General features: G+C 68.4%; 17 protein-coding genes and 5 pseudogenes. 9 read left to right on the top strand and 13 right to left on the bottom strand.

The window, feature by feature from the left end:
- Positions 1–5 precede the first annotated feature (5 nt).
- From AAF143_RS07680 to AAF143_RS07670, 3 genes are read left to right on the top strand one after another with little or no spacing between them, the layout of a single operon-like run.
- Positions 6–548, top strand: a complete 543-nt coding sequence (locus AAF143_RS07680; protein ID WP_414026720.1) for a CHASE2 domain-containing protein — start codon at positions 6–8, stop codon at positions 546–548.
- A 2-nt stretch (positions 549–550) separates the two neighbouring features.
- On the top strand, positions 551–832 hold the full coding sequence (locus tag AAF143_RS07675; protein ID WP_414026719.1) for a CHASE2 domain-containing protein: 282 nt from the start codon (positions 551–553) through the stop codon (positions 830–832).
- Positions 826–1905 carry an adenylate/guanylate cyclase domain-containing protein gene (locus AAF143_RS07670; RefSeq protein WP_414026718.1) on the top strand — a complete coding sequence of 360 codons (1080 nt, stop codon included), beginning with the start codon at positions 826–828 and terminating at the stop codon, positions 1903–1905. Before AAF143_RS07675 ends, AAF143_RS07670 begins: the two co-directional genes overlap by 7 nt.
- On the opposite strand, the gene AAF143_RS07665 is transcribed toward AAF143_RS07670, so the two are convergent.
- Together AAF143_RS07665 and AAF143_RS07660 are read right to left on the bottom strand one after the other, a co-directional pair.
- Complete coding sequence (locus AAF143_RS07665) at positions 1859–2509, bottom strand: hypothetical protein (protein WP_255007964.1); 651 nt, start codon at positions 2507–2509, stop codon at positions 1859–1861. The genes AAF143_RS07670 and AAF143_RS07665 overlap by 47 nt on opposite strands.
- The gene (locus tag AAF143_RS07660) at positions 2496–3023 is read right to left on the bottom strand and encodes a DUF3307 domain-containing protein (RefSeq protein WP_414026717.1); all 528 of its coding nucleotides are present in this window, start codon (positions 3021–3023) and stop codon (positions 2496–2498) included. Before AAF143_RS07660 ends, AAF143_RS07665 begins: the two co-directional genes overlap by 14 nt.
- Before the next feature lie 46 nt (positions 3024–3069).
- On the opposite strand from AAF143_RS07660, the gene AAF143_RS07655 reads away from it, so the two are divergent.
- Positions 3070–4422, top strand: a complete 1353-nt coding sequence (locus AAF143_RS07655; RefSeq protein ID WP_414026716.1) for a mechanosensitive ion channel family protein — start codon at positions 3070–3072, stop codon at positions 4420–4422.
- Positions 4423–4442: 20 nt separating this feature from the next.
- Here the strand turns inward: AAF143_RS07655 and AAF143_RS07650 are convergent, their stop codons facing one another.
- The 5 genes and pseudogenes from AAF143_RS07650 to alaS form a co-directional block, all read right to left on the bottom strand.
- Positions 4443–5168 carry an SIMPL domain-containing protein gene (locus AAF143_RS07650; protein ID WP_255007959.1) on the bottom strand — a complete coding sequence of 242 codons (726 nt, stop codon included), beginning with the start codon at positions 5166–5168 and terminating at the stop codon, positions 4443–4445.
- A 39-nt stretch (positions 5169–5207) separates the two neighbouring features.
- On the bottom strand, positions 5208–5636 hold the full coding sequence (locus AAF143_RS07645) for a hypothetical protein (protein ID WP_255007957.1): 429 nt from the start codon (positions 5634–5636) through the stop codon (positions 5208–5210).
- A gap of 99 nt (positions 5637–5735) precedes the next feature.
- A complete protein-coding gene (glsA, locus tag AAF143_RS07640) occupies positions 5736–7592 on the bottom strand; it encodes a glutaminase A (protein ID WP_255007956.1) in 1857 nt (618 codons plus the stop codon).
- A gap of 105 nt (positions 7593–7697) precedes the next feature.
- On the bottom strand, positions 7698–8870 hold the full coding sequence (locus tag AAF143_RS07635) for a DHHA1 domain-containing protein (protein ID WP_414026715.1): 1173 nt from the start codon (positions 8868–8870) through the stop codon (positions 7698–7700).
- A pseudogene (alaS, locus tag AAF143_RS07630) lies at positions 8770–10441 on the bottom strand (alanine--tRNA ligase). Before alaS ends, AAF143_RS07635 begins: the two are co-directional and overlap by 101 nt.
- A gap of 56 nt (positions 10442–10497) precedes the next feature.
- Between alaS and AAF143_RS07625 the strand changes: the two are divergent.
- Together AAF143_RS07625 and AAF143_RS07620 are read left to right on the top strand one after the other, a co-directional pair.
- Positions 10498–10746 (top strand): hypothetical protein, encoded by a 249-nt coding sequence (locus tag AAF143_RS07625; protein ID WP_414026714.1) that lies wholly within the window; start codon positions 10498–10500, stop codon positions 10744–10746.
- Positions 10747–10773: 27 nt separating this feature from the next.
- Positions 10774–13884 (top strand): annotated as a pseudogene (locus tag AAF143_RS07620) (DEAD/DEAH box helicase).
- On the opposite strand, the gene AAF143_RS07615 reads toward AAF143_RS07620, so the two are convergent.
- The 4 genes from AAF143_RS07615 to AAF143_RS07600 form a co-directional block, all read right to left on the bottom strand.
- Positions 13853–14401, bottom strand: coding sequence for a TMEM175 family protein (locus AAF143_RS07615; RefSeq protein WP_414026907.1), 549 nt, complete (start codon positions 14399–14401; stop codon positions 13853–13855). The pseudogene AAF143_RS07620 and the gene AAF143_RS07615 sit on opposite strands and share 32 nt — an antisense overlap.
- 131 nt (positions 14402–14532) lie before the next feature.
- Positions 14533–15021: a GNAT family N-acetyltransferase gene (locus tag AAF143_RS07610; RefSeq protein ID WP_255007948.1), complete on the bottom strand. Its 489-nt coding sequence runs from the start codon at positions 15019–15021 to the stop codon at positions 14533–14535.
- Positions 15022–15028: 7 nt separating this feature from the next.
- A complete protein-coding gene (locus AAF143_RS07605; protein WP_414026713.1) occupies positions 15029–15970 on the bottom strand; it encodes a hypothetical protein in 942 nt (313 codons plus the stop codon).
- On the bottom strand, positions 15970–16404 hold the full coding sequence (locus tag AAF143_RS07600) for a hypothetical protein (RefSeq protein ID WP_414026712.1): 435 nt from the start codon (positions 16402–16404) through the stop codon (positions 15970–15972). The genes AAF143_RS07605 and AAF143_RS07600 overlap by 1 nt, the downstream gene beginning before the upstream one ends.
- Before the next feature lie 153 nt (positions 16405–16557).
- Here AAF143_RS07600 and AAF143_RS07595 point away from each other — a divergent pair.
- The 3 genes and pseudogenes from AAF143_RS07595 to AAF143_RS07585 all read left to right on the top strand — a co-directional run bounded on the left by AAF143_RS07595 (position 16558) and on the right by AAF143_RS07585 (position 18446).
- A pseudogene (locus AAF143_RS07595) lies at positions 16558–17403 on the top strand (SWIM zinc finger family protein).
- Positions 17396–17872, top strand: coding sequence for an MEKHLA domain-containing protein (locus AAF143_RS07590; protein ID WP_255007944.1), 477 nt, complete (start codon positions 17396–17398; stop codon positions 17870–17872). Before AAF143_RS07595 ends, AAF143_RS07590 begins: the two are co-directional and overlap by 8 nt.
- A 169-nt stretch (positions 17873–18041) precedes the next feature.
- Positions 18042–18446, top strand: a complete 405-nt coding sequence (locus tag AAF143_RS07585; protein WP_255007943.1) for an Hsp20/alpha crystallin family protein — start codon at positions 18042–18044, stop codon at positions 18444–18446.
- Between the two features lie 112 nt (positions 18447–18558).
- Here the strand turns inward: AAF143_RS07585 and AAF143_RS07580 are convergent.
- Both AAF143_RS07580 and AAF143_RS07575 read right to left on the bottom strand, forming a co-directional pair.
- A pseudogene (locus AAF143_RS07580) lies at positions 18559–19406 on the bottom strand (nitrate ABC transporter ATP-binding protein).
- Positions 19407–19460: 54 nt separating this feature from the next.
- A pseudogene (locus AAF143_RS07575) lies at positions 19461–21458 on the bottom strand (nitrate ABC transporter ATP-binding protein).

Below are 21458 nucleotides of genomic sequence, written 5' to 3'. Positions count from 1 at the left end.
CCTCCATGGGCCGATCGTCGCGACCCAATCGTTTAAGCCGGGCGCTGCTGCTGACGGCCCCCTACGGAGCGGCGGCGCTGTTGGTGGCGGCCCTGCGCTTCACGGGCATCGGTGAATCGCTCAACCTGCTGCTCTACGACCTGATCACCTACCTGCGGCCTGCTCCCGCCGGTACCACCACACCGATCACGCTCATCGGGATCAGCGAAGGAGACATCTCGCGCTTCGGCTGGCCGATCGATGACCAGCTGCTCTGCCGGGCGATCGACACCCTCAGCGCCGATGGCGCCCGGGCGATCGGCTTCGATCTCTACCGCAACAAGGGCGTCGGCCCCCAGCAGGAGTGCCTGCGCCGCCAGGCACGCAGCAACCCGCGGTTGGTGTCGATCTTCAATGTGGCCGAATCGATCGGCCCGATCCCGGGCACCCCGAGCGATCGCCAGGCCTTCAACGACCTGGTGGTGGACGCCGATGGGGTGGTACGCCGGGACCTGCTCCATGTGGCCGGCCAGGACGCCGCCACCGTGGCCCTCCCCTGCGGCTGGTAGAAGTGTTCCGCGGCAACGGCGAGCTGCGCAGCCGGCTGGACACCAGCCCCAACGCCGAGGGTTGGCTCGAGCGCGATTCAGGCGGATACTTCAACCTCGATGCCGCCGGCTACCAGCAGATGCTGGCGTTCCATCGGCCGGGCAGTTTTCCCCTCTGGAGCCTCGATCAGCTGCTCAACCGGCAGGTGCCCCAAGCACAGATCCGCGGGCGGATCGTGCTGATCGGCAGCACCGCCCCTCCCTGCGCGATCTGTTCAACGTTCCTTACACCCGCTTCGTGCTGACGGCCCGCCAGATGCAGATGCCCGGCGTGGAACTCCATGCCAACCGCACCGCCGCCCTGCTGGCGCTCGCCGACGGGCGACCCCTTGGGCTGCGGGCCCTGCCGGGCTGGAGCGGCATGCTGCTGCTGGTGCTGGGCCTGGGGCTCGGAGTAGCCCTGGGGGAAAGCTTCGCCACCCTGCGGCGCAGCATCCTCGCCGTGACGGCGGTGCTGCTGCTGGGCCTGGGCGGCGCGGTAGCCCTGCTGCTGAACGGGGTGTGGCTGCAAACCACCCTGCCCCTGGCGGGCCTGACGCTGATGGCGGGGGCGGCCTGGTTGCGCCGCGGGGCCGCCAGCCAGCAACAGCGCCAGCAGATCCAACGGCTGCTCGGCCAGACCACCTCACCGGCGGTGGCCCAGCAGCTCTGGGAGCAACGGGATGAACTGCTCAGCGACGGGCGCTTTGAGGGGCGCCTGCTGGCGGTCACCGTGATCTTCTCCGACACCTGCGATTTCACCACCCTTTCCGAGCGCCTCAAACCGGCGGATCTGCTGGCCTGGCTGAACCGCGGCATGGCCCTCTGCGTCCCCGCCATCACCGAGCGCGGCGGCATGGTCAACAAGTTCACCGGCGATGGGTTCCTGGCGGTGTTCGGGGCACCGTTGGGCAAGGGGGAGGTGGCCGACGCGAGCGAAGCGATCGACGCCGCCCTGGCGATCCAGCACGGCCTGGAGCAACTCAACCGCGACCTGGCCGCCGACGGCGAGCCGCCGATGCGCATGCGCATCGGGATTCATTCCGGCGCTGTGCTGGCGGGCTCGATGGGAAGCAGCGAGCGGCTGGAATACGCGATCATCGGTGACACGGTCAACTGCGCCTCACGGCTGGAAAGCTCCGAGAAAGCGCGTCAGAACGGCCTCTGCCGGGTGCTGGTTTCCTCGGTGACGCGCGATCTGGTGCTTCAGAACGGCGCCAACACGATGAATTGGGAACCCTGGGGCAGCCTGCAGGTGAAGGGCCGAACGGAACCCCTCGACGTCTGGGAGCTCAGGGGCAGCGCACCGGCAGCGTCGCCGGCCAATCCGCCCCGATGACATCTTCGAGGCCGAAGGATTGGGCCAGCTGAGCCTTGGACAACTGGGAACCGCAGAGGCCCTTGAGCTTCTGCAACGCCGCCTGGATGCTGCGGTCGTCGGCCGAGCCTTCGGTGACGAGCAGGCTCAGGGCTGGTGGTGAGACCGTTTCGACGAAGCTGAGCGGATCGTTGGTGGCGGGCGGAGCGCCGTCATCGCAGCGGAAGGTGGATTCCCAGACCTGGGAACCCTTGAAGCTGGCCAGCTTGAGCAGGGTGATCCCCGCCGGAGCAGCCGGCAGCTCCCGTTTCACGGCGGGGCCGGCGGCCGTGCCGCCAGGGCCCTGGGGCCGGAACTGAACCTGCAGGGGCCGGGGGTTGGCCGTGGGTCCCTCGAGCAGAGCCACTGTCAGGGCGGGGCCGGGGGCGAAGACGCTGTCGCTGGGCACCAGGTGGGCCAGCACCCGTGCGGCGCACTCACCGCGGGTGCCGCCACCGATGCGACGGCCGGGAAACGTACTGCGCAGGTTCGGCTGGGCCAGGGCAGCGCTGGCCTCAAGGCTCACCGCCGCCAGGAGCAGGACATGGAGCCAGCGGCGGGCGGGTTTGCGATCAAAGAGGGCCATCGCTGGATCGGATGAAGGTCGTTGAATCCACCCGCTCAGGATCGCACCACCAGCCAGGTCCAAAAAGCTTGGTGGTCAGGTGGATGGCCTGATCACCCGGCAGGCGGTAGAGATGCCGGCACTTGCCGAAGTCGGTGAGGGCGTGGGCCACCCATTCCGCCAACCCCAGCAGGGGCACGCCGGTGATCGCACCCACCAGGAAGCCATGGATGGCGGCATGGGAGCCCAGCCACCAGTACCAAGGAAGCGTGACATCATGGCCCGGACACTTTTCTGTGGCCATCCGGTCGCTCTGCAGAGCGAAGTCCCCCACGAAATGCCCCATGGCCAGCATCAGGAACAGGTCCAGCGCATGCGGGTGATGGGAGGGGTCTGGAAACATGGCTTGGGCCGCCCGGCCCGTCCAGGATGCCCCGCCATGACCTGAGCCGCCATGGACGTGCTGCAACGGCTGCTGCTGGCCCTCGGTCTCACCGCCAGCCTGATCCTGCTGCGGGTCCTCAGCCGTCGCCATCCGCGAGGCCTCGCCTCCCCCCACCCGTCTGCCCCTGGCGGCGATCTTGGCCTGGTTCCTGAGCAGCAGCCTGCCGTTGGTCTGGCTGCCGGAGGCCCTCCGCCCCTGGTGGAGCACCTCGTCCGTACTGCTGATCAGCTACGCCCTGATCAGCCTGGGGGAGTGGGCGTTCCTGGAACTGCCCGCGGCCCTGGGCCTGTGGGCCAAACCTCCCAAGATCCTTCGCGATCTGGGCATCCTGGCCGTGGGGGCAGCGCTCACGGTGGTGGTGCTGCAACAACAGGCCCGCATCAACCTGGTGGGACTGGTGACCACCTCAGCGGTGCTCACCGCCGTGATCGGCCTCGCGGCCCAGGAAACCCTCAAAGACCTGTTCGCGGGCATCACTCTTCAGATCGACAATCCCTTTCGTGAAGGCGACTGGATCGAGGTGGACGGGTTCAAGGGCTTCGTGGTTTCACTCACCCTGATGAACACGATCGTCAAGGGCATGGACGGGTCCCTGCAAGTGCTCCCCAACAGCAAGGTGGCCTCAGATGTGCTGAAGCGATTCGGTCCGAACGATCCGGTGGGCAACCGCTTCAGCCTCGGCCTCGATTACGCCCTGTCTCCCGCCCAGGCCCGGCAGCTGCTTCTGCAGGTGGTCCGCCAGCACCCCCGCGTGCTCAGCAGTGAGGAATCGCGGGTCTGGGTGGGGGCCTACGCCGAGAGCGCGATCACCTACGAGCTGATGGTGTGGCACCTCGGTGCAGGAGAAGCCAGCCGCCTCCAGATCCGCAGTGAACTGCTGGAACAGTTCTGGTTCGCACTCCAGCGGGCAGGCCACAGCATTCCCTATCCGGTGCGCGAATTGCGCCGCAAGCGTCAGGCGAGCGCCGACGCGGATCCCTCGCTCACATCGCTGGAGCAGCGGCAGCGGTTGCTGCGCTCCAACCACCTGTTCGCGCTTCTGGGGGAAGAGCAGCTGAGCACCCTGGCCTCCCTGAGCCTGACGCGGCGCTTTGGTCCCGGCGAAACGATCGTGCGCGAGGGCGATGCCGGGGACTCGCTGTATCAACTGGTGCAAGGCCAGGTGGAAGTGCTCAAAGCAAACGCCGACGGCAGCCCCACCTCCGTCGCCCGGCTCGGAGCGGGGGAGATCTTCGGGGAGATGACCCTCTGCCTCGATGCCCCCCGCAGTGCCACCGTGCGCACCCTCGAGGAATGCCTGCTGCTGGAGGTGAGTCGTGCAGCGCTGCAGCCCTTACTGGCCGACGACACCGCCCTGCTGGAGGAGCTGGCGGGCCTGGTGAATGCCCGCCGGGCCCAGCTCGAACGCCTCGAAAACGAAGCGACACCCCTCCATGACAAGCAGCTGTTCGAGCGCATGCGTGAGCTGTTCAGTTCGCTGCTCGGCTGACTTGCCTACCCGCTGAGGCCTCAGCGAGCGCAGAAACGGGCCAGGAGGCTGGTGCGCTCAGTGGGCTTGGGCAATTCGGCTGGGTCAAAGGGGGCGGCGCTGTCGGCGGCCATGGCCTTCATCATCACCGGCCGAAACCCACCCTCCACCTGCACCTCCAACGGTGTGAGCCGGGCCAGGCCGATGGCGGCCGCCAACTCCCGCGCCTGGGTCAGGGCGTCCTGGTAGGCCGCCCGCAGCAACACGCCGCGGCTGGCGGCATCACCACGGGGATCGGCCTCGGCGGCCACCGGTGCCAAGCGCACCCCCGGCAGTGCCCCCACCCCACGGATCAGCGCCTGCAGGTTGTCGGGGGCCAAGCGACCGCTCACCTGCACGTTCGCCGTCACCTGGGCGGGCATGCGCGGCGCAGAAGGGCGATCCCAGGTGTTGGGGGAGGTGACCTCCAATTCCTGCACCCCCAGGCGCTGCAGGCCCTGGCGCACGGCCGCCAGGCGCTCCTGCAGCAAACCGAGGGCAGCATCGGCGTTGAGGCCCTCGGCCTCGATCCCCAGGGAAACGCGCAGGCGCTGGGTGGGGCGCTTGCCTTCGGCCGAGCCCCGCGCCTCCACCAAGGTGCCGTCGCAGCGCAGCTGCACCTGGCCCTCGGCGCGGGCCGCAGCCGGCGCCAGGGCGATCAGTGTTGGCAGCGCCAGCAGGCCCGTCAGCGAGCCAACCAGGAGAGGAGCGTTACGGGGGCGGGGCATCGGCAGGGGGCAACCGCTTCCCACGCTATGGCTGGCGGCCTACAGGGCTTCGAAACGCACGTTGAGGTTGAGCTTGCCGGGGCCCAGAGCAGTGGACTGCAGCACCAGGGCCGCCGTCTTGCCGGACGGGGTGCCATCCACGGTGGTGCCGGCCGGGGGATCGAGCACCAGGTTGAACCCCCACGGCCCGACCACGGTGTTGATGGTGCGTTCCTTGTAGCCCTGAACACTGAGCAAGGCCTTGGCCTTCACCAGGAGTGATTCTGGAGTGCCGCCCAGCTGGCCGTTGAGGCTGGTCTGACCCACGGCATTGGCCGCGAACAGCGTGGTGAGCCCGCCCGGCAACTTGAGGCCCTTGAGCAGGGTGCCGGCCGGGGTGGCGAAGGCGGCTGTGGCGCTGAGCAGAACAGCGAGGGCCGCCAGGCCGGAGACCCAGAGGCGTTTCGATGAGATCAGTTGGATGGCCATGGCTGTCTGCGGCATGGGGCACGGAGAGGTCCACCCTATGGAGCGTGGTTCCTTCCAACCAAGCCCCGACACGGATCCTCACCGCGCGCAGGCAAAAGATCAGAGGTGCTCCATCTGCGTGAGCTGATGGCTGGTGAGCGAAAGCTTCTGACCGACGTCGCGGATCAGGGCCAGCAACAGTTCGTTCATCGCCTCGGGGTCACTGCGGCGGAGCTGATCGAAATCAGCGCGGCTGAGCACCAGGCAGCTGCCGGCCTGGTCGCAGTGAATGCTGGCGCTGCGCCGCTGACCGGAGAGGAAGGCGATCTCCCCAAAGCACATCTCCGGCCCGAAGGTGGCCAGCCGTGATTCCAGCGCCCGGCCGTAGCCATCCGTGAGTTGGATCGTGGCGGTGAAGCGGCCCTCCCGCACCAGAAACAGTTCATCTCCGGGATCACCACGGCGAATCACCTGATCGCCGGCTGCAAAATCCCGTCGCCGCAGACAGGCCGCCACCCGCTGGCGGTAGTCGGGATCGAGGTGGGCGAGAAAGCCCAGGGACGCTTCGTCCTTGGCGCTGGAAGCCCCCTGGTCAGGGTCTCCGTTCCAGATGTCGAGGTAGAGGTTCTCAGCCCGCTCAATCGACTGGTCGAGATCAACGCAGAAGAGGGTCTCCGCCTCCAGGCCCAGGGCCAGGCGCACCCCCTCGAGATCGAGATGGGCGGAGCGCGACAACAGGATCGCCAGGCCCCGGTCACGCAACAGGGTCAACTGCTGGGCCAGCAGGCCCGCCGACTCCGCCGGAAGCTCGACCACATGGGCCAGATCAAGGACCAACACCTTCGCCTCAGCCAGGCTCGCCGCCAGTTCCGCCACCAATCGTTCCAGGGCGGCGAAATCGAGGATCCCCTGGACATGCACGATGCGGATGCGGTGGCCGGAGGCACGCAGGGCCTCCCGGTCGGCGGAGGAACGCCAACGGCGGGATTGACGCAGGGCGGCGGTGTAGGAGCGGCGGACGGTGGAGGAGCTCTGGGGGTACTGGTTGAACAGGCTCAGGCCGAGGCGCTCGGAGAGCTCCGAGCAGACGGCGATGCCGCGCACGCTGTTGCCGAGGCTGTCGAGGGGCGGGGAATAGACAGCGATGCCGAGGCGGCCGGGCACCACCGCCAGGATCCCGCCACCCACTCCGCTCTTGGCCGGCATGCCCACGTCGTGGAGCCACTGGCCGGCAAAGTCGTAGGTGCCGCAGCTGGCCATCAGCGCCAGCACCCGCTTGGTGATGTCCGAGCTGAGGGGCCTGGCACCGGTGAAGGGGTTGCGGCCCTGGCAGGCAAGGGTGGCCGCCATGATCGCCAGATCCCGGCAGGTGACCTGAATCGAGCACTGCCGGAAATAGAGATCCAGCGAGGGCTCCGGATCTGTTTCGATGATCTCGAAATTGCGCAGCAGATGGCCGATCGAGCGGTTGCGGTGGCCCGTTTCCCGCTCCGAGCGAAACACCGCCTCATCCACGCCCAGACGGCGGCCCGCCAGCTGGGCGAAGAAATCGAGAACGGTGGCTTCGCCGTGCTCAGGATCGTGGGAAGCGATCTGGGCGGTGGTGGCAATGGCCCCGGCGTTGATCATCGGGTTGCGCGGCCGCCCAGACGCCGGATCCAGGCTGATGGCGTTGAAGGCCTCGCCCGAAGGCTCCACCCCCACCTTGGCCACCATGTGCTCAGGCGTGAGCAGGCCCAGGGCCAGGCCATACACGAAGGGCTTGGAGATCGACTGAATCGTGAATGGCTTGCTGACATCGCCAGCCTGATAAAGCCGTCCATCGACGGTGGCGATGACGATGCCGAAATCGTTGGGATCGGCCTTGGCTAGCTCAGGAATGTAATCAGCCGGCGCACCATCATTCAACGATGAATAGCGTTGATGAAGTTCATCGATGAGGCCCTGAATCGCGTTGACCTGTGAAATGGCAACCATCGCCGAGAGGCACTCGCTCATCAATCACCCGGCGATCCCACTGCCTAACGGGGACCACCTCTGTAGCGATCGCTACCACCCATTGGGGATCCCGGCCGCCCCGCCTCATAGCGAGAGCGCCTCGATCAGCTGAGCGCGGGCCGTCTCCAAAGCGCCATCGAGGCCAGCCACCTCCTTGCCGCCGGCCGTGGCCAGATTGGGGCGGCCGCCGCCGCCGCCGCCCACCAGCCGGGCGATGGCGCCGATGAACGCGCCCGCCTTGGGGCCCGCCGCCACCACCGCCGGGCCGAAGGCCGCCACCAGGGAGAGCTTGTCGGTGATCGTCGCGTCGGGAACCCCCGCCAGCACCACCGCCGCCCCCTCGCCGAGGCGCTCCTGCAGCCGCTGGGCCGCGCTCTGCAGGCCGGCGGCTTCCACCCCATCGAGGCGGGCCACCAGCAGCTGGAAAGCCCCGATCGTCTCGGCGCCTGCCGCCAGCTCCGTGGAGCGGGCCAGGGCCAGCTCGGTGCGGGCCGCCGCCAGGGCCTTGCCGCTGGCCTTGAGCTCGTCGGCCAGCGCCGCCACGCGCTCGACGATCTCGCCCGGTTGCACCTTGAAGCGCTCCCCCAGCTGGCGCACCACCGCGTCGCGCTCGTTGAGGTAGGCGAGCACCGCCGGGCCTGCCACCGCCTCGATGCGGCGGATGCCGGCGGCCACACCGGTTTCGGCGATGATCTTGAACAGACCGATCTCGGCGGTATTGGCCACGTGGGTGCCGCCGCAGAGCTCCATCGACACCCCGGGCACGTCGACGACGCGCACCACATCGGCGTACTTCTCACCGAACATCGCCACGGCGCCGGCGGCCCTGGCCTGCTCGATTCCCATCTCCCGCACCTGGAGGTGGTGGGCATCGGCGATCCAGCCGTTGATCAGCGCCTCAATCCGCTCCAGCTCCGCGGCCGTGACCGCCCGGGGGCTGTGGAAGTCGAAGCGCAGGCGATCGAAATCCACCAGGGAGCCCGCCTGGGCGATGGAGGGATCCACCACCTGCTTGAGGGCCGCCTGCAACAGGTGCGTGGCGGTGTGGTTGGCCTGGGCGCGGCGGCGGCAGCCGCGGTCCACCCGGGCCATCACCAGATCACCAATCGCCAGCTGGCCGCGCTCGATCCGGCCGCTGTGCACGAACACGCTGCGATTACGGCTGACCCCATCGATGCGCACGAACAGATCGCTCGACTGGTCGCCATCGGCTCCCGCTTCGGTCTCCCCGGCGCTCAGCGTGCCCCGGTCCCCCACCTGGCCGCCCCCTCGCCGTAAAAGGGGTGGAATCGAGCACCAACTGCACCGCATCACCGGCAACGGCGCGTTCGGCCGGCGCGCCATTCACCACCAGGGCCAGCACGCAGCTGGGGTGCTCCAGGGCCTCGTAGCCCTTGAAGGCCGTGGCCTCCAGTTCGCCGGCCACCTGCTCGATCGCGCCCTGAAGCGTGAGATCGAGGCTCACCGCCGCCGCCTTGGCGCGCTGGCGCTGGGCCTCCATGGCGGCCTGGAACCCCGCCAGATCCACCCTGAGCCCATGCTCCTCGGCGATCTCCTCGGTGAGCTCCAGGGGAAGCCGTAGGTGTCGTAGAGCTCGAAGGCCTGCTCGCCGCTGATCTGCTGCGGCTGGGCCGCCAGCACCTCGGCCAGCAGCTTCTCGCCCCGCTCCAGGGTTTCGAGGAAGCGGGCCTCCTCGCGGGCCAGTTCCGCCAGGATCGCCTCGCGGCGCTCGATCAGCTGCGGATAAGACGCCGCCATCACCGCGATCGCGGCCTCGCCCATCGAGGTAAGAAACGGCTTGTCGATGCCCAGGAGCCGTCCGTGGCGCACCACCCGCCGCAGCAGCCGCCGCAGGATGTAGCCGCGGCCGAGATTGGAGGCACTCACTCCATCGCCGATCAGTTGGGTGATGGCGCGGCTGTGGTCGCCGATCACCTTCAGGGAGGTTTTGGCTTTCTCCTCCAGGCGGTGGTAGTCGACACCCGCCAGGTCCGCCGCCCGCTCGATCAGGGGATAGATCAGGTCGGTTTCGTAGTTGTTGGGCACCTGCTGCAGGATCTGGGCCATGCGCTCAAGCCCCAGACCGGTGTCGATGCTGCGCTGGGCCAGGGGGTGAGCTGTCCGTCCGCATCGCGGTTGGACTCCATGAACACCAGGTTGTAGAACTCGATGAAGCGGGAATCGTCTTCCAGGTCGAGGCCTTCATCACCGAGCTCGGGCTTGAAGTCGTAGTAGAGCTCCGAGCAGGGGCCGCAGGGGCCCGTGGGGCCCGAGGCCCAGAAGTTGTCGGCCTCATCCATGCGGATGATGCGCCTGGGGTTCACGCCCACGACGTCGCGCCAGATCGCCGCGGCCTCGTCGTCGTCGCGGAAGACGCTCACCACCAGATGGTTCGGCGAGAGGCCGAAGACCTCGGTGGACAGCTCCCAGGCCCAGCGGATCGCCTGCTCCTTGAAGTAGTCGCCGAAGGAGAAGTTGCCCAGCATCTCGAAGTAGGTGTGGTGCCGCGCCGTGCGGCCCACGTTCTCGATGTCGTTGGTGCGGATGCACTTCTGGGCGCTGGTGGCCCGGGGCGCCGGCCTCGGGGCCTGGCCCAGGAACACCGGCTTGAACGGCAGCATGCCGGCGATGGTGAGCAGCACGGTGGGGTCCTCCGGCACCAGGGAGGCACTGGCCAGCCGCCGGTGGCCCCGGCTCTCGAAGAAGCTCAGGAACGCCTCGCGGATCTCCGCGCCGAGGCGGGGCTGGGGCCGCTCAGGGGCAGGGCGATCGGGGAGAGCGCAACAGCCATGGCCTCGAACGTGCAAACAACACCCTGGAACGGGCATGATCGCCCAGCACAGGTCCAGCGCCCCGCCACCGTCCCCTGGTTGAGCCCCCTTGCTTGAGCCCCCGCTCCCCTGAGGCCCGCGCGCGCCTGCGGCTGCGATCGCTTGGCTGGGCCCTGCTGGCGGGCCTGGTGGGGGCGGTGTGCGGCATCCACAGCCTGGCCTTGCCCCTGGAATGGAATGGCCCAGCGGCGGAGGTCCTGCCAGGGTTGATGATGGCGCTGCTGCGCGCCTGGCTGCCGTTGATCGGTGCCGCCCTGGTGCTGCACGCCGGCCAACGCTCCTTGAGCGTCCTGCGGCCATGACCCCCGGCGCGGACGTATCCCGTACCCATGAGCCTGCTGCACGCCACCTGGCTCCGGTCCCACACCGCCGGCCGACCCGGCCTGTTGCTCTGGGCCGACACCTGGCGGGTGGCGGCGCCGGTCACGCCCGGCGCGAAGGTGCCGGTTCACCCCCTGAGCCTGGACCAGGACGAGCTCGGGGCCTGGCTGGAGGAGCACGAGCTCTGGTCGGAGGCCTTCCGCCCGACCGTGGCCACCCTCACCCTGCCCAGCCGCAGCCAGAGCGCCCGAGGCAAGAAGGCCAGCGAAGGGGCCGCCTGGAGCGGCCTGCCCCTGCAGGCGGGCGAACCGATCCCCAAAACCGTGGAGTGGTGGCCCTGGCAACTGGAAGGGCTGTGGCTGGAGCCGGCTGCGGCCGGGGCCTGGCTGGGCCAGCTCCCCCTCTCCGGCGATGAGCTCGGCCTGGCGGATGAACTGCGCTGGTGGAGCCACCTGCAGCGCTGGGTGTTGAGCCTGATCGCCCGCGGCCGCTGGCTGCCCCAGGTGGAGAGCAGCGGCGATGGGCGAGTGGCCCGCTGGCGCCCCCTGCTCAACCGCGAAGACGACCGCCGCCGCCTCGAAGACCTGGCGGCGCGCCTGCCCCAGGTGGCCATGGCGGCCTCGGGGGTGGCCACCCCGCTGGGGCTGCCGCCGGTGGCCGAGATGGCCTGCCGGCGGCCCGGCTCCAGCCGCCTGGTGGTGGTCAACCTGCTTAACGATCTGGTCGATGGCCAGCTGCGGGCGGGCTTCCGCCCCGACAGCACCGACCTCGATCCGCTGCTGGCAGCCTGGCAACAGGCCCTGGGGCCCGGCACGGGCAAGCTGAACCTGGGCGTCGAGGACGCCGAGCGGCTGGAGGTGGCCACCCACCACTGGCGCGAAGCGGTGGCGGGGCGGGTGGCCCCGGCCCGGGCCTGCCTGGAGCTCTCCACCCCGGAGGAGGGCCAGGATCTCTGGGACCTGCGCTTCAGCCTGCAGGCGGAGGCGGATCCCGCCCTGCGGGTGAGCGCGGCGGTGGTCTGGGCCACCACCGAGCGCCAGCTGATGCTCGGAGAGATCGAAGTGGAGCAGCCCGGCGAGGTGCTGCTGGAGGGGATGGGCCGCGCCCTGCAGGTGTTCGAGCCGATCGGCAGGGGGCTGGATTCCTCCGCCCCCGAGGGCATGCAGCTGACGCCGGCCGAGGCCTTCGTGCTGGTGCGAACCATCACCTCCAAACTCCGGGACGTGGGCGTGGGGGTGCTGCTGCCCCCAGCCTCAGTGGCGGCCTGGCCAGCCGGCTGGGCTTGGCGATTCAGGCCGAACTCCCGGCCCGATCCAGAGGTTTCAGCCTCGGCGAGACCCTGGAGTGGAGCTGGGAGCTGATGATCGGCGGGGTCACCTTGACCCTCAAGGATCTGGAGCGGCTGGCGGGCAAGCGCAGCCCGCTGGTGCAGCACAAGGGGGCCTGGATTGAGCTGCGCCCTGGCGATCTGCGCAACGCCGAAAAGTTCTGCGCCCTCGATCCCGCCCTCAGCCTCGATGACGCCCTGCGGCTCACGGGCAACGAGGGGGAAACCCTGCAGCGGTTGCCGGTGCACCGGTTCACGGCGGGGCCCAGGCTGCAGGCGGTGCTGGAGCAATACCACCAGCAGAAGGCCCCCGACCCCCTGCCGGCCCCCGAGGGTTTCTCCGGCCAGCTGCGGCCCTACCAGGAACGGGGCCTGGGCTGGCTGGCCTTCCTGCACCGCTTCGACCAGGGGGCCTGCCTGGCGGACGACATGGGCCTGGGCAAGACGATCCAGCTGCTGGCCTTCCTGCAACACCTCAAGGCGGAGAACGAACTCAAGCGCCCGGTGCTGCTGGTGGCCCCCACCTCGGTGCTCACCAACTGGAAGCGGGAAGCGGCCGGGTTCACCCCCGAGCTGCGGGTGCTGGAGCACTACGGGCCCCGCCGGGCCGCCAACTCTGCCGCCCTGAAAAAGGCACTCGACGGCGTCGATCTCATGCTCACCAGCTACGGGCTGCTGCAGCGGGACATCGACCTGCTCGGCGGCGCCGACTGGCAGGGGGTGGTGATCGACGAGGCCCAGGCGATCAAGAACCCCAGCGCCAAGCAGAGCCAGGCCGCCCGGGAGCTGGCCCGCTCCGCCAAGCACAGCCGCTTCCGCATTGCCCTCACCGGCACCCCGGTGGAGAACCGGGTGAGCGAGCTGTGGGCGCTGATGGATTTCCTCAACCCCAAGGTGCTGGGGGAGGAGGGATTCTTCCGCCAGCGCTACCGGTTGCCGATCGAGCGCTACGGCGACATGAGCTCGCTGAAAGACCTCAAGGCCCGGGTGGGTCCGTTCATCCTGCGGCGCCTCAAGACCGACAAATCGATCATCAACGACCTGCCCGAGAAGGTGGAGCTCAACGAGTGGGTGGGCCTGAGCCCTGAGCAGGTGAAGCTCTACCGCAAGACCGTCGATGAGACCCTTGACGCGATCGCCCGCGCCCCCTGGGCCAGAAGCACGGCCAGGTGCTGGCCCTGCTCACCAAGCTCAAGCAGATCTGCAACCACCCGGCGCTGGCGCTCAAGGAAGCAACCGTCGGCGAAGGGTTCGCCGCCCGCTCCGCCAAGTTGCAGCGGCTCGATGAGATCGTCGAGGAGGTGATCGAAGCCGGTGATCGGGCGCTGCTGTTCACCCAGTTCGCCGAATGGGGGCTGCTGTTGCAGACCCATCTCCAGAAGCGCTTCCACCAGGAGGTGCCCTTCCTCTACGGCAACACCAGCAAGGCCGAACGCCAGGCGATGGTGGATCGCTTCCAGGAGGATCCGCGCGGCCCCCAGCTTTTCCTGCTCTCGCTCAAGGCGGGTGGTGTGGGCCTCAACCTCACCCGGGCCAGCCATGTGTTCCACATCGACCGCTGGTGGAACCCGGCGGTGGAGAACCAGGCCACCGACCGGGCCTACCGCATCGGCCAGATCAACCGGGTGCTGGTGCACAAGTTCATCACCAGCGGCTCAGTGGAAGAAAAGATCGACCGCATGATCCGCGAGAAGGCCAAGCTCGCCGAAGACATCATCGGCAGCGGCGAGGAGTGGCTGGGGGCCTCGACCCTGGCCAGCTCAGGGATCTGGTGGCCCTGGAGGAGTCGTAGGCGCCGCCACCAGTGCCTGCTCGATGCGGCGGTCGGGGACGATCCAGATGAGGGCCACCAGTACATAGATCGTCTGGGACAGCCAGGGAAAGAGGAAGGCCATGGCCGCGCCGAAGGCATAGAGCAGCAGCGAAGCCCGGCCCTTGGTGTCACGGCCGACGGCACGACGCAGCAACGAATTCGAGCCTTCGGCAGCGATGATCGTCTGCTGCAGGACCCAGTAGGCGAAACCGGCCAGCAGCAGGTTGAGGCCATAGACGGCCGTCGGTACTGGGGCGTAATGGTTCTCGCCGATCCAGCGGGTGACGAAGGGAAACAATGACAGCCAGAACAGCAGGTGCAGGTTCGCCCAGAGCACCCCGCCGCTGACGCGACTGCAGGCGTGGAGCATGTGGTGGTGATTGCTCCAATAGATGCCGATGTAGATGAAGCTGAGCAGATAGCTCAGAAACACTGGCGTCAGAGTGAGGAGGCCTTGGAAACCTTCGCCGGCCGGGCTTTTGAGCTCCAGCACCATGATCGTGATGATGATGGCAAGCACGCCATCGCTGAAGGCCTCGAGTCGTCCGGTGCCCATAGGTGGTGCGCTCCGCTGCGGCGGTCTTGGGGCAGAAATCTAGGGGCGCTGGCCAACACCACCAGGCGGATTCAAAGCTCCAGTTTCAGCTTCAGACCGCCACTGACGCTGAACCCTTCCCGCTCGTAGAAGGCCAGGGTGCGCTCGAACGCCGGCAGCGGCGGGGTGGTCACCTCCAGACGGCTCCAGCCCCGGGAGCGGCCATGGGCGACGGCCGCCGCCAGCAACCCCAGGCCCACACCAGCGCCGCGGTGGCCCGGTGCCACATAGAACTCAGGGATGAGGCCGAACGCGCCCTCCGTGTAAAGAGCGAACCCCTCCAGCAGCGCCAGAAAACCAATCAGGTCACCTGGAGCCGTCTCTGCCAGTAGCACCCGGTAGCGATCCGCCGCCAGGGCCTCCCGCAGGCGCCGCTCGATGGCAGCGGGATCGACCCGAAACGCGGGCTCGTCAATCTCCGCCATGATCTCCATCAGCAACGCTCCCACCAGGGCCGTCACCCCAGGGGCATCTGCAGCGGTGGCGAAGCGCACCACCGGCTCCGGCCTCCGGCCGATCACGGCTCCATCAGGCCCTGCAGAGCAACCGAAAGATCCTGGGTGAGGGACGCCACAGCCCCTGGCGCCCGGCCCGGTAGGCGTCCCGGCGCGCGCTCACATCGATCGGTTCACCCACGCTGATCTGGGCCCGGCGCAGCCCCAGCCGAGGCACCTTCAGCATGGCTCCATCTCCTGTGAGCCGGTGCACCAACGAGAAGAGAATCTGCAGGGTTTCGCCGAAGCGGTCGGCGCAGGGTTTCTCGCGCACATGGGTGCCGCTGACGGCCACGAACGACTCCACCAGCCGCATGTGCCAGAGGGCGCGCTCGGCATCGGTGGCGAGGCGGTCCGCCAGCCCCAGCTCCACGGCTGAAAGAGCCTGGCGGTCGCGGGTTTCGGGGCGGTAGATGCAGTCCCAGCCCGCCTGCTCGATGCGTCGGCAGCGGTCGTTGAGGCTGCCCTTCGCGATCAGACCGAGCTGGGTCTCGCTCACCGCCAGTGCCGCCTCCAGCAAGTGCCGCAGCCGCTCGCCCCGGTTCTCGGGCGTGATCGGCCCCTCGCCCTCCAGGAGAGCCCGGTGGGCCTGCCGGTAGAAGCGCTCCAGGCGCTGCAACAGCCAATCGGCCACGGCCGCCAGCCGCGGGTAAAGGGCAGCCAGCTGGGCCTCCTCAGCGCCGGCCACGCCAGGGGCTGAAGCAGCGGCTGGACCCGGGGGCGGAACGGGCAGTCCGCAGGCCCGCTCCAGGCCTGAGAGCACCCGATCCGCGGCGGGGCCGATCGGCTCGACGTAGTGGTAACGAATGCCAAGCGGCACCAGCTCCACCGCCTCGGTGCGCCCGGCCTGGGCCAGGTCTTCGACCGCCCAGAAGGCGATCTGGGCCACACCCGGCTCCAGGGGGCTGAGCACGTCGCTGAGGCCATTGGTGGCCCCCTCCGGCGCCGCCGCCAGCGGATACTCCCCGTCGAGCATCAACTGCCGAGCGGCCCGCAGGCCCTTGAGATCGAGCTTGCCCCGCTGGATCGAGCTACCCCCAGACGGGTGAACAACCAGGCCACGGTGGAGCCGGCCCACAGGGGAATGCCGCGGTCGTAGAGGAAATGGGAATGGACGAACGTCCGCAGGGGCTGGCCCTGGGCCCGCGCTGAACGGGGCAGCAGATCCCAGAGCAGGGCGGAGTAGCAGAAGGGATCGCTGGTCTGGGGATGGCGAAAAGCGACCAACAGTCGCGCCTCACCCCGCTGAAAGCGCCCGATCGCCGCCACCAGGCGCTCCAGGTGATCGGCCTCCACCCCCACCAGGCCCGCCTGCAGGCGCAGCAGCAACGGCAGCACTGGCCGCATCAGCTGCGGCAGCCAGGGCAACAGCCGCTGGGGCAGGAAGTCGAGGGGGGCCTGGGCCAGCATCTAGATCAGGAGTCCAGGGAGTCGAGGAGCCGGCTCAGCTCCCGGCCCCACTCTCCAGTAGCGAAGGCCCGGCTAGGGCGATCGCCCACCGGGCCTGCATACTTGGCCCAGCACGGCCATGGCCAGCACGACCCGACCCAAGCGGCCCGAACCATGACGGTCACCCCCGCCAGCCTCACCACCACCCTGGGCGACGAAGGCCTCGGGCAGCAGCCCTGGTGGGTGGAGCAGTGGATGGAGCTGATCAACTCCTACCGCTACAAGAAACGGCTGGAGCGCGCCTGGACCTACGCCCGTTCCGGCAACGTGCTCTCGATCCGCTTCGAGGGGCGCCGCGTGCACGCCAGGGTGCAGGGCACCGAAGAGGAGCCCTACAAGGTGGAAGCTCTGGCTCGACACCCTCAGCGACGAAGACTGGGGCTACGTGCTCGAAGCCCTGGGGCAGAAGGCCCGCTGGTCGGCGCAGCTGCTGGCGGGAATCATGCCCGCCGACATCGAGCGCGCCTTCGCCGCCAGCGGCCGCCGGCTGTTTCCGTTCAAGTTGCAGGAGGTGCGCAGCGAATGCACCTGTCCCGACAAGGCCAACCCCTGCAAGCACACCAGCGCCGTCTACTACCTGATGGGGGACCGCTTCAGCGAAGACCCCTTCGTGCTGTTCCAGTTGCGGGGCCGCAGCCGCAACCAGCTGCTCGCGAACCTGGCGGAGCAACGCCGCCAGCTGCTGAGCGCCAAGGCCACCGCCCCGGCCGCCCCCCATCCGCCCCACCCGGCTATCACCGATCCCGGGCGCTGGTGGCGCTACGACGCCCCCTCGATCCCGATCTGGTGGTGGTCACCCCGGCCCTGGAGGGCGACACCGGGCTCGACGAGGCGGGCGATCTGCCCCTGGCCGCCGAACCCCGCTTCCCCGAGGCCAACCAGCTGTTCCTCGAGCGGCTGCGGCAGCAGGGAACCCTGCTGGGCCAGCAGGCGATGGCACAGGCCATGGGGGGTGGCTGAGGCCCCCTGGCTGACGCCGGAGTGCCTGGGACTCACCGCCCTGCTGCTCGACTCCCACTTGCGCGCCTTCGGGCGACCGCTGCTGGCGGGCGACGGACCCGGCCGCTCCCGGCGGCTGGCGGCCCAGGAACTGTTCGCCGGCGCGGAGGTGGTGCTGGCCCACGGCGGCGGCCGCGATCCCCAGCTGATCTACGCCAATGGGGCGGCCCTGCGCCTGTGGCGTCGCCCCTGGGCCGCGATGGTGGGGCTGCCCTCGCGGCTGACGGCGGAGCCCCAGGAGCGCAGCGCCCGCCAACGGCTCCTGGAGAGCGCCCTCCAGCTGGAGGCGATCCGCGGCTACACCGGGGTGCGCATCAACAGCCACGGGCGCCGCTTCGTGATCGACAACGCCCGCCTCTGGACCCTGCGCGACGAGGAGGGCCGGGGCTGCGGCCAGGCGGCCGCCTTCAGCCGCTGGTGGTGGATCTGAGGCGGATCGGACGGTTCTTTCGACCGGCCTGGGGTGGGGCCCGAACTGATGCGTGAGCGCCGTACCGGACGGGCCGGTTCTCCCCTCGGAGGCCCCAAACACTCGGGGCACAGTGACATCACGGGTGAAGCGTTCTCACCCCCATCAATCATCAAACCGAGGACACATCATGCTGACCCTGCGCCAATCCCCCTTCGATCTCTTTGAGCGTCTCGAGCAACAGGTGGTCCAGGCCGAGCGCGTGCCTGCCGCCGAAGTGCACGAAGGCGAAGCGGCCTACACGATCGTGCTGGAACTGCCCGGCGTGGACAAGGCCTCCATCGACGTCAAAGCCACCGACCGCTCCCTGGTGATCAGCGCCGAGCGCAAATCCGAAGCACCCCAGAGCGCTGAAGGCGCCCCGGCGGGCCCGCTGCACAGCGAATTCCGCTACGGCACCTGGAGCCGCAGCTTCCGCTTCCCAGGCGGCCTGGATCGGGAACATCTGGAGGCCCGTTACCGGGATGGTCTGCTCACCGTCATCGCCCCCAAGGCCCAGACCAGCACCACGGTGTCGGTGAAGGTGGAGGACTGAAGCGCTTAGGCGCGCTGGGGTGATACCCGGTCACACGAGAGGACGATTGTTAGGCACCAGCCCCGGCTTCGGCCGGGGCTTTTGCTGGCAACGATCACAAGGGCCCGTCGACTCAGTCCGCCGTGTCGTCGTGGGCGAAACGGCTGTAGAGGAAGTCCAGCGCCTGGTTGCGCAGGTCGTAGTAGATCGGATCCTCCATGATTTCCTCGCGGTTGCGGGGGCGCGGAAACTTGATGTCCATGATTTCGCCGATCTTGGCGGACGGGCCGTTGGTCATCATCACCAGCCGATCAGCGAGAAACAGGGCCTCGTCGATGTCGTGGGTGATCATCAGCACCGTGCACTTCTGGGTGTTCCAGATGGTGAGCAGCTCCTCCTGCAACTCCTCCTTGGTGATCGCATCGAGGGCCCCGAAGGGTTCATCGAGAATCAGCACTTCCGGCCGGATCGCCAGGGCCCGGGCGATCGCCACCCGCTGCTTCATGCCACCGGAGAGCTGCAGGATCTTCTTCTCGGCCGCCTCGGTGAGCCCCACCATCGCCAGGTGCTCCCGGGTGATCTCCTTCTTCTCACGCTCCGGCAGATCCGGCTTCACCGAATCAACCGCCAGATACACGTTTTCGTAGGCGGTGAACCAGGGCAGCAGGGCATAGCCCTGGAACACCACCATGCGGTCGGGACCAGGCTTGGTGATCCTGTTGCCGTGCAGCACCACCTGGCCCTCGGTGGGGGTGGAGAAGCCCGAGACCATGTTCAGCAGGGTGGACTTGCCGCAACCGGAGTGGCCGATCACGCACATGAACTCCCCTGGTTCACGGCCATGTCGATGCCATCGAGCACCGTGTAAGGGCCAGTGGCGGTGGGATACACCTTGCTGACGTTCTCGAAACGCAGGAAAGCCTCGCTGGGGGGCTGGTGGGGCCCGCCGGGGTGGACTGAAGCAATGTGGACATCAAGAATCTCGCTGATGGGAGGCGAAGCGGGAAACAAAGCGTGTGGGCCAGACGGCCCTTCTCAGCCGCGCCGGGGCGGGGCCAGGGGGATCTCGGCGATGCTGAAATCGCGCTTGATCGTCTGCGCGTTGAGATATCCGATCGGATCGTCGGCATTGAACGGCTGGCCGTCGAAGAGCTCGATGCCCTGGCGCTGGTAGCTGATCGCATCGAGACCGAGTTCGCGGGCCGCGGTGCTGAACACCCCCACCTGGCAGACGCGCTCAAGGATTTCCACCCAGTTGCGCGGCAGGGGAATCTCCCCCAGCGGGCCATCTGGGTCATCATCCAGAGGTGCTCGGTGCGGCTGGGCCGGTTCAGGCCTTCCCCGAAGAAGAGGTGGTGCGGCACGGCTTCTTCGCTCTCCGGTCCGCCCCGGTCCACATCGGCGCTGGCCTCACTGAAGCGGATCATTTCCGGCTTGATGCCCAGGTAGCGGCGATCGCTGAGCAGTTCACTCAGTTCGCCCCAGTGGGCGGGATCGGCGCAGTAGCGGCAGGCCTCGAGCAGCGCCTTGGTAAGGGCGATGTGGGTGTTGGGGTAGGCGATCGCCCAGTCTTCACGCACGCCGAGCACCTTGCCGGGATGGCCGGGCCAGATCGCCAGGTCGCCCGCCACAGGAATCCCGTGGCCGTCGCGGATCGCCCGATCGAGCCAGGGGCGCCCACGCAGTAGCCGTCGATGCTGCCGTCCTTGAGGTCGGCGAGCATCTGGGCCGGCGGCAGGGCCTGCAGGTGCACGTCCTTGTCGGGGTCGATGTCGTTGGCCGCCAGCCAGTAGCGCAGCAGCAGGTTGTGCATCGAGGCCTCGTGCACGATCCCCATCGTGTGGGGCTCGCGCTCGTGGCTCTTGAGATAGGCGCGGTAATCCTCCACCGTGCGCACCCCTGCTCCGCCAGGCGGCGGCCCAGGGTGATGCCGTTGCCGTTGCGGCTGAGGGTGAGCGCCGTCACGATCGGCAAGGGCGTACCGCCGTGGCCACCGGCGGTCATCCAGGTGGGCATCCCCGCCGGCATCAGCGAGGCGTCGAGGGTGCCGTCCACCAGCCCGTCGACGATGCCGCGCCAGCTGGTTTCCCGGATCAGGCTCACCTCATCGAGGCCGTGCTTGGCGAACAGGCCATGGGCCTCGGCCACCGCCATCGGCGCACTGGCCGCCAGGGGCAGGAAGCCCAGATCCAGGTTCACCTTCTCCAGTCCGTGGCGGGCCACCGTCTGGTGGGGCCGGGCGCGCCACTGCTTCACCCGCTTCTGGCGGTTGAGGAAGTAGATGATCTCCGAGCGCAGGCTGTAGTAGCTGGGGTGATGCACCACCTCCAGGCGCTGCCGTGGCCGGGGGATGTCGACCTCGAGGATGCCGCCGATGTTCGAGCCCGGGCCGTTGGTGAGCATCACGATGCGGTCGGAGAGCAGCACCGCCTCGTCCACGTCGTGGGTGACCATCACCGCAGTGAGCTCGTGCTCGTTGCAGATCTGCATCAGCTTCTCCTGCAGATTGCCCCGGGTGAGGGCGTCGAGGGCGCCGAAGGGCTCATCGAGCAGCAGCAGTTTGGGGCGGATCGCCAGGGCCCGGGCGATCGCCACCCGCTGGCGCATGCCACCGGAGAGCTGCAGGGGCAACTTGGTGGCCGCCGGGCCCAGGCCCACCATGTCGATGTGCTCCTGGACCAGGGCATCACGCTCGGCGGTGGGCAACGTCCCCATCACCTCATCGACTGCCAGGGCGATGTTCTCCCGCACCGTGAGCCAGGGCAGCAGCGAGTAGTTCTGGAACACCACCATCTTGTCGGGACCGGGGCGCTTGACGGCTTCGCCGTCGAGTAGCACGGTGCCCTCAGTGGGCAGATCGAGGCCAGCGATCATGTTGAGCAAGGTGGACTTGCCACAGCCCGAGTGGCCGATCAGGGAAATGAATTCACCCTTGCGGATCTCCAGATCGATGCCTTGAAGGGCCAGATAGGTGCCGCCGCCACGGAGATCGAAGCTCTTCTCGATCGATTGGACATCTACCAGTGCGGTCAT

This window comes from Cyanobium sp. ATX-6F1 (genome assembly GCF_047395825.1).
In the GTDB taxonomy this organism is placed as follows: domain Bacteria; phylum Cyanobacteriota; class Cyanobacteriia; order PCC-6307; family Cyanobiaceae; genus ATX-6F1.
The sequence above is the reverse complement of the archived record's forward strand: the minus strand, read 5'-3'. Positions and strand labels throughout refer to the sequence as shown.

Excerpts from the sequence above, each read along its gene's own strand:
- AAF143_RS07680 (WP_414026720.1), top strand. The coding sequence starts at position 6 with ATGGGCCGATCGTCGCGACCCAATCGTTTAAGCCGGGCGCTGCTGCTG.
- AAF143_RS07665 (WP_255007964.1), bottom strand. The coding sequence starts at position 2,509 with ATGGCCCTCTTTGATCGCAAACCCGCCCGCCGCTGGCTCCATGTCCTG.
- AAF143_RS07660 (WP_414026717.1), bottom strand. The coding sequence starts at position 3,023 with ATGGCGACGGCTGAGGACCCGCAGCAGGATCAGGCTGGCGGTGAGACC.
- AAF143_RS07650 (WP_255007959.1), bottom strand. The coding sequence starts at position 5,168 with ATGCCCCGCCCCCGTAACGCTCCTCTCCTGGTTGGCTCGCTGACGGGC.
- AAF143_RS07645 (WP_255007957.1), bottom strand. The coding sequence starts at position 5,636 with ATGGCCATCCAACTGATCTCATCGAAACGCCTCTGGGTCTCCGGCCTG.
- glsA (WP_255007956.1), bottom strand. The coding sequence starts at position 7,592 with ATGGTTGCCATTTCACAGGTCAACGCGATTCAGGGCCTCATCGATGAA.
- AAF143_RS07615 (WP_414026907.1), bottom strand. The coding sequence starts at position 14,401 with ATGGTGCTGGAGCTCAAAAGCCCGGCCGGCGAAGGTTTCCAAGGCCTC.
- AAF143_RS07605 (WP_414026713.1), bottom strand. The coding sequence starts at position 15,970 with ATGCTCGACGGGGAGTATCCGCTGGCGGCGGCGCCGGAGGGGGCCACC.
- AAF143_RS07600 (WP_414026712.1), bottom strand. The coding sequence starts at position 16,404 with ATGCTGGCCCAGGCCCCCCTCGACTTCCTGCCCCAGCGGCTGTTGCCC.
- AAF143_RS07585 (WP_255007943.1), top strand. The coding sequence starts at position 18,042 with ATGCTGACCCTGCGCCAATCCCCCTTCGATCTCTTTGAGCGTCTCGAG.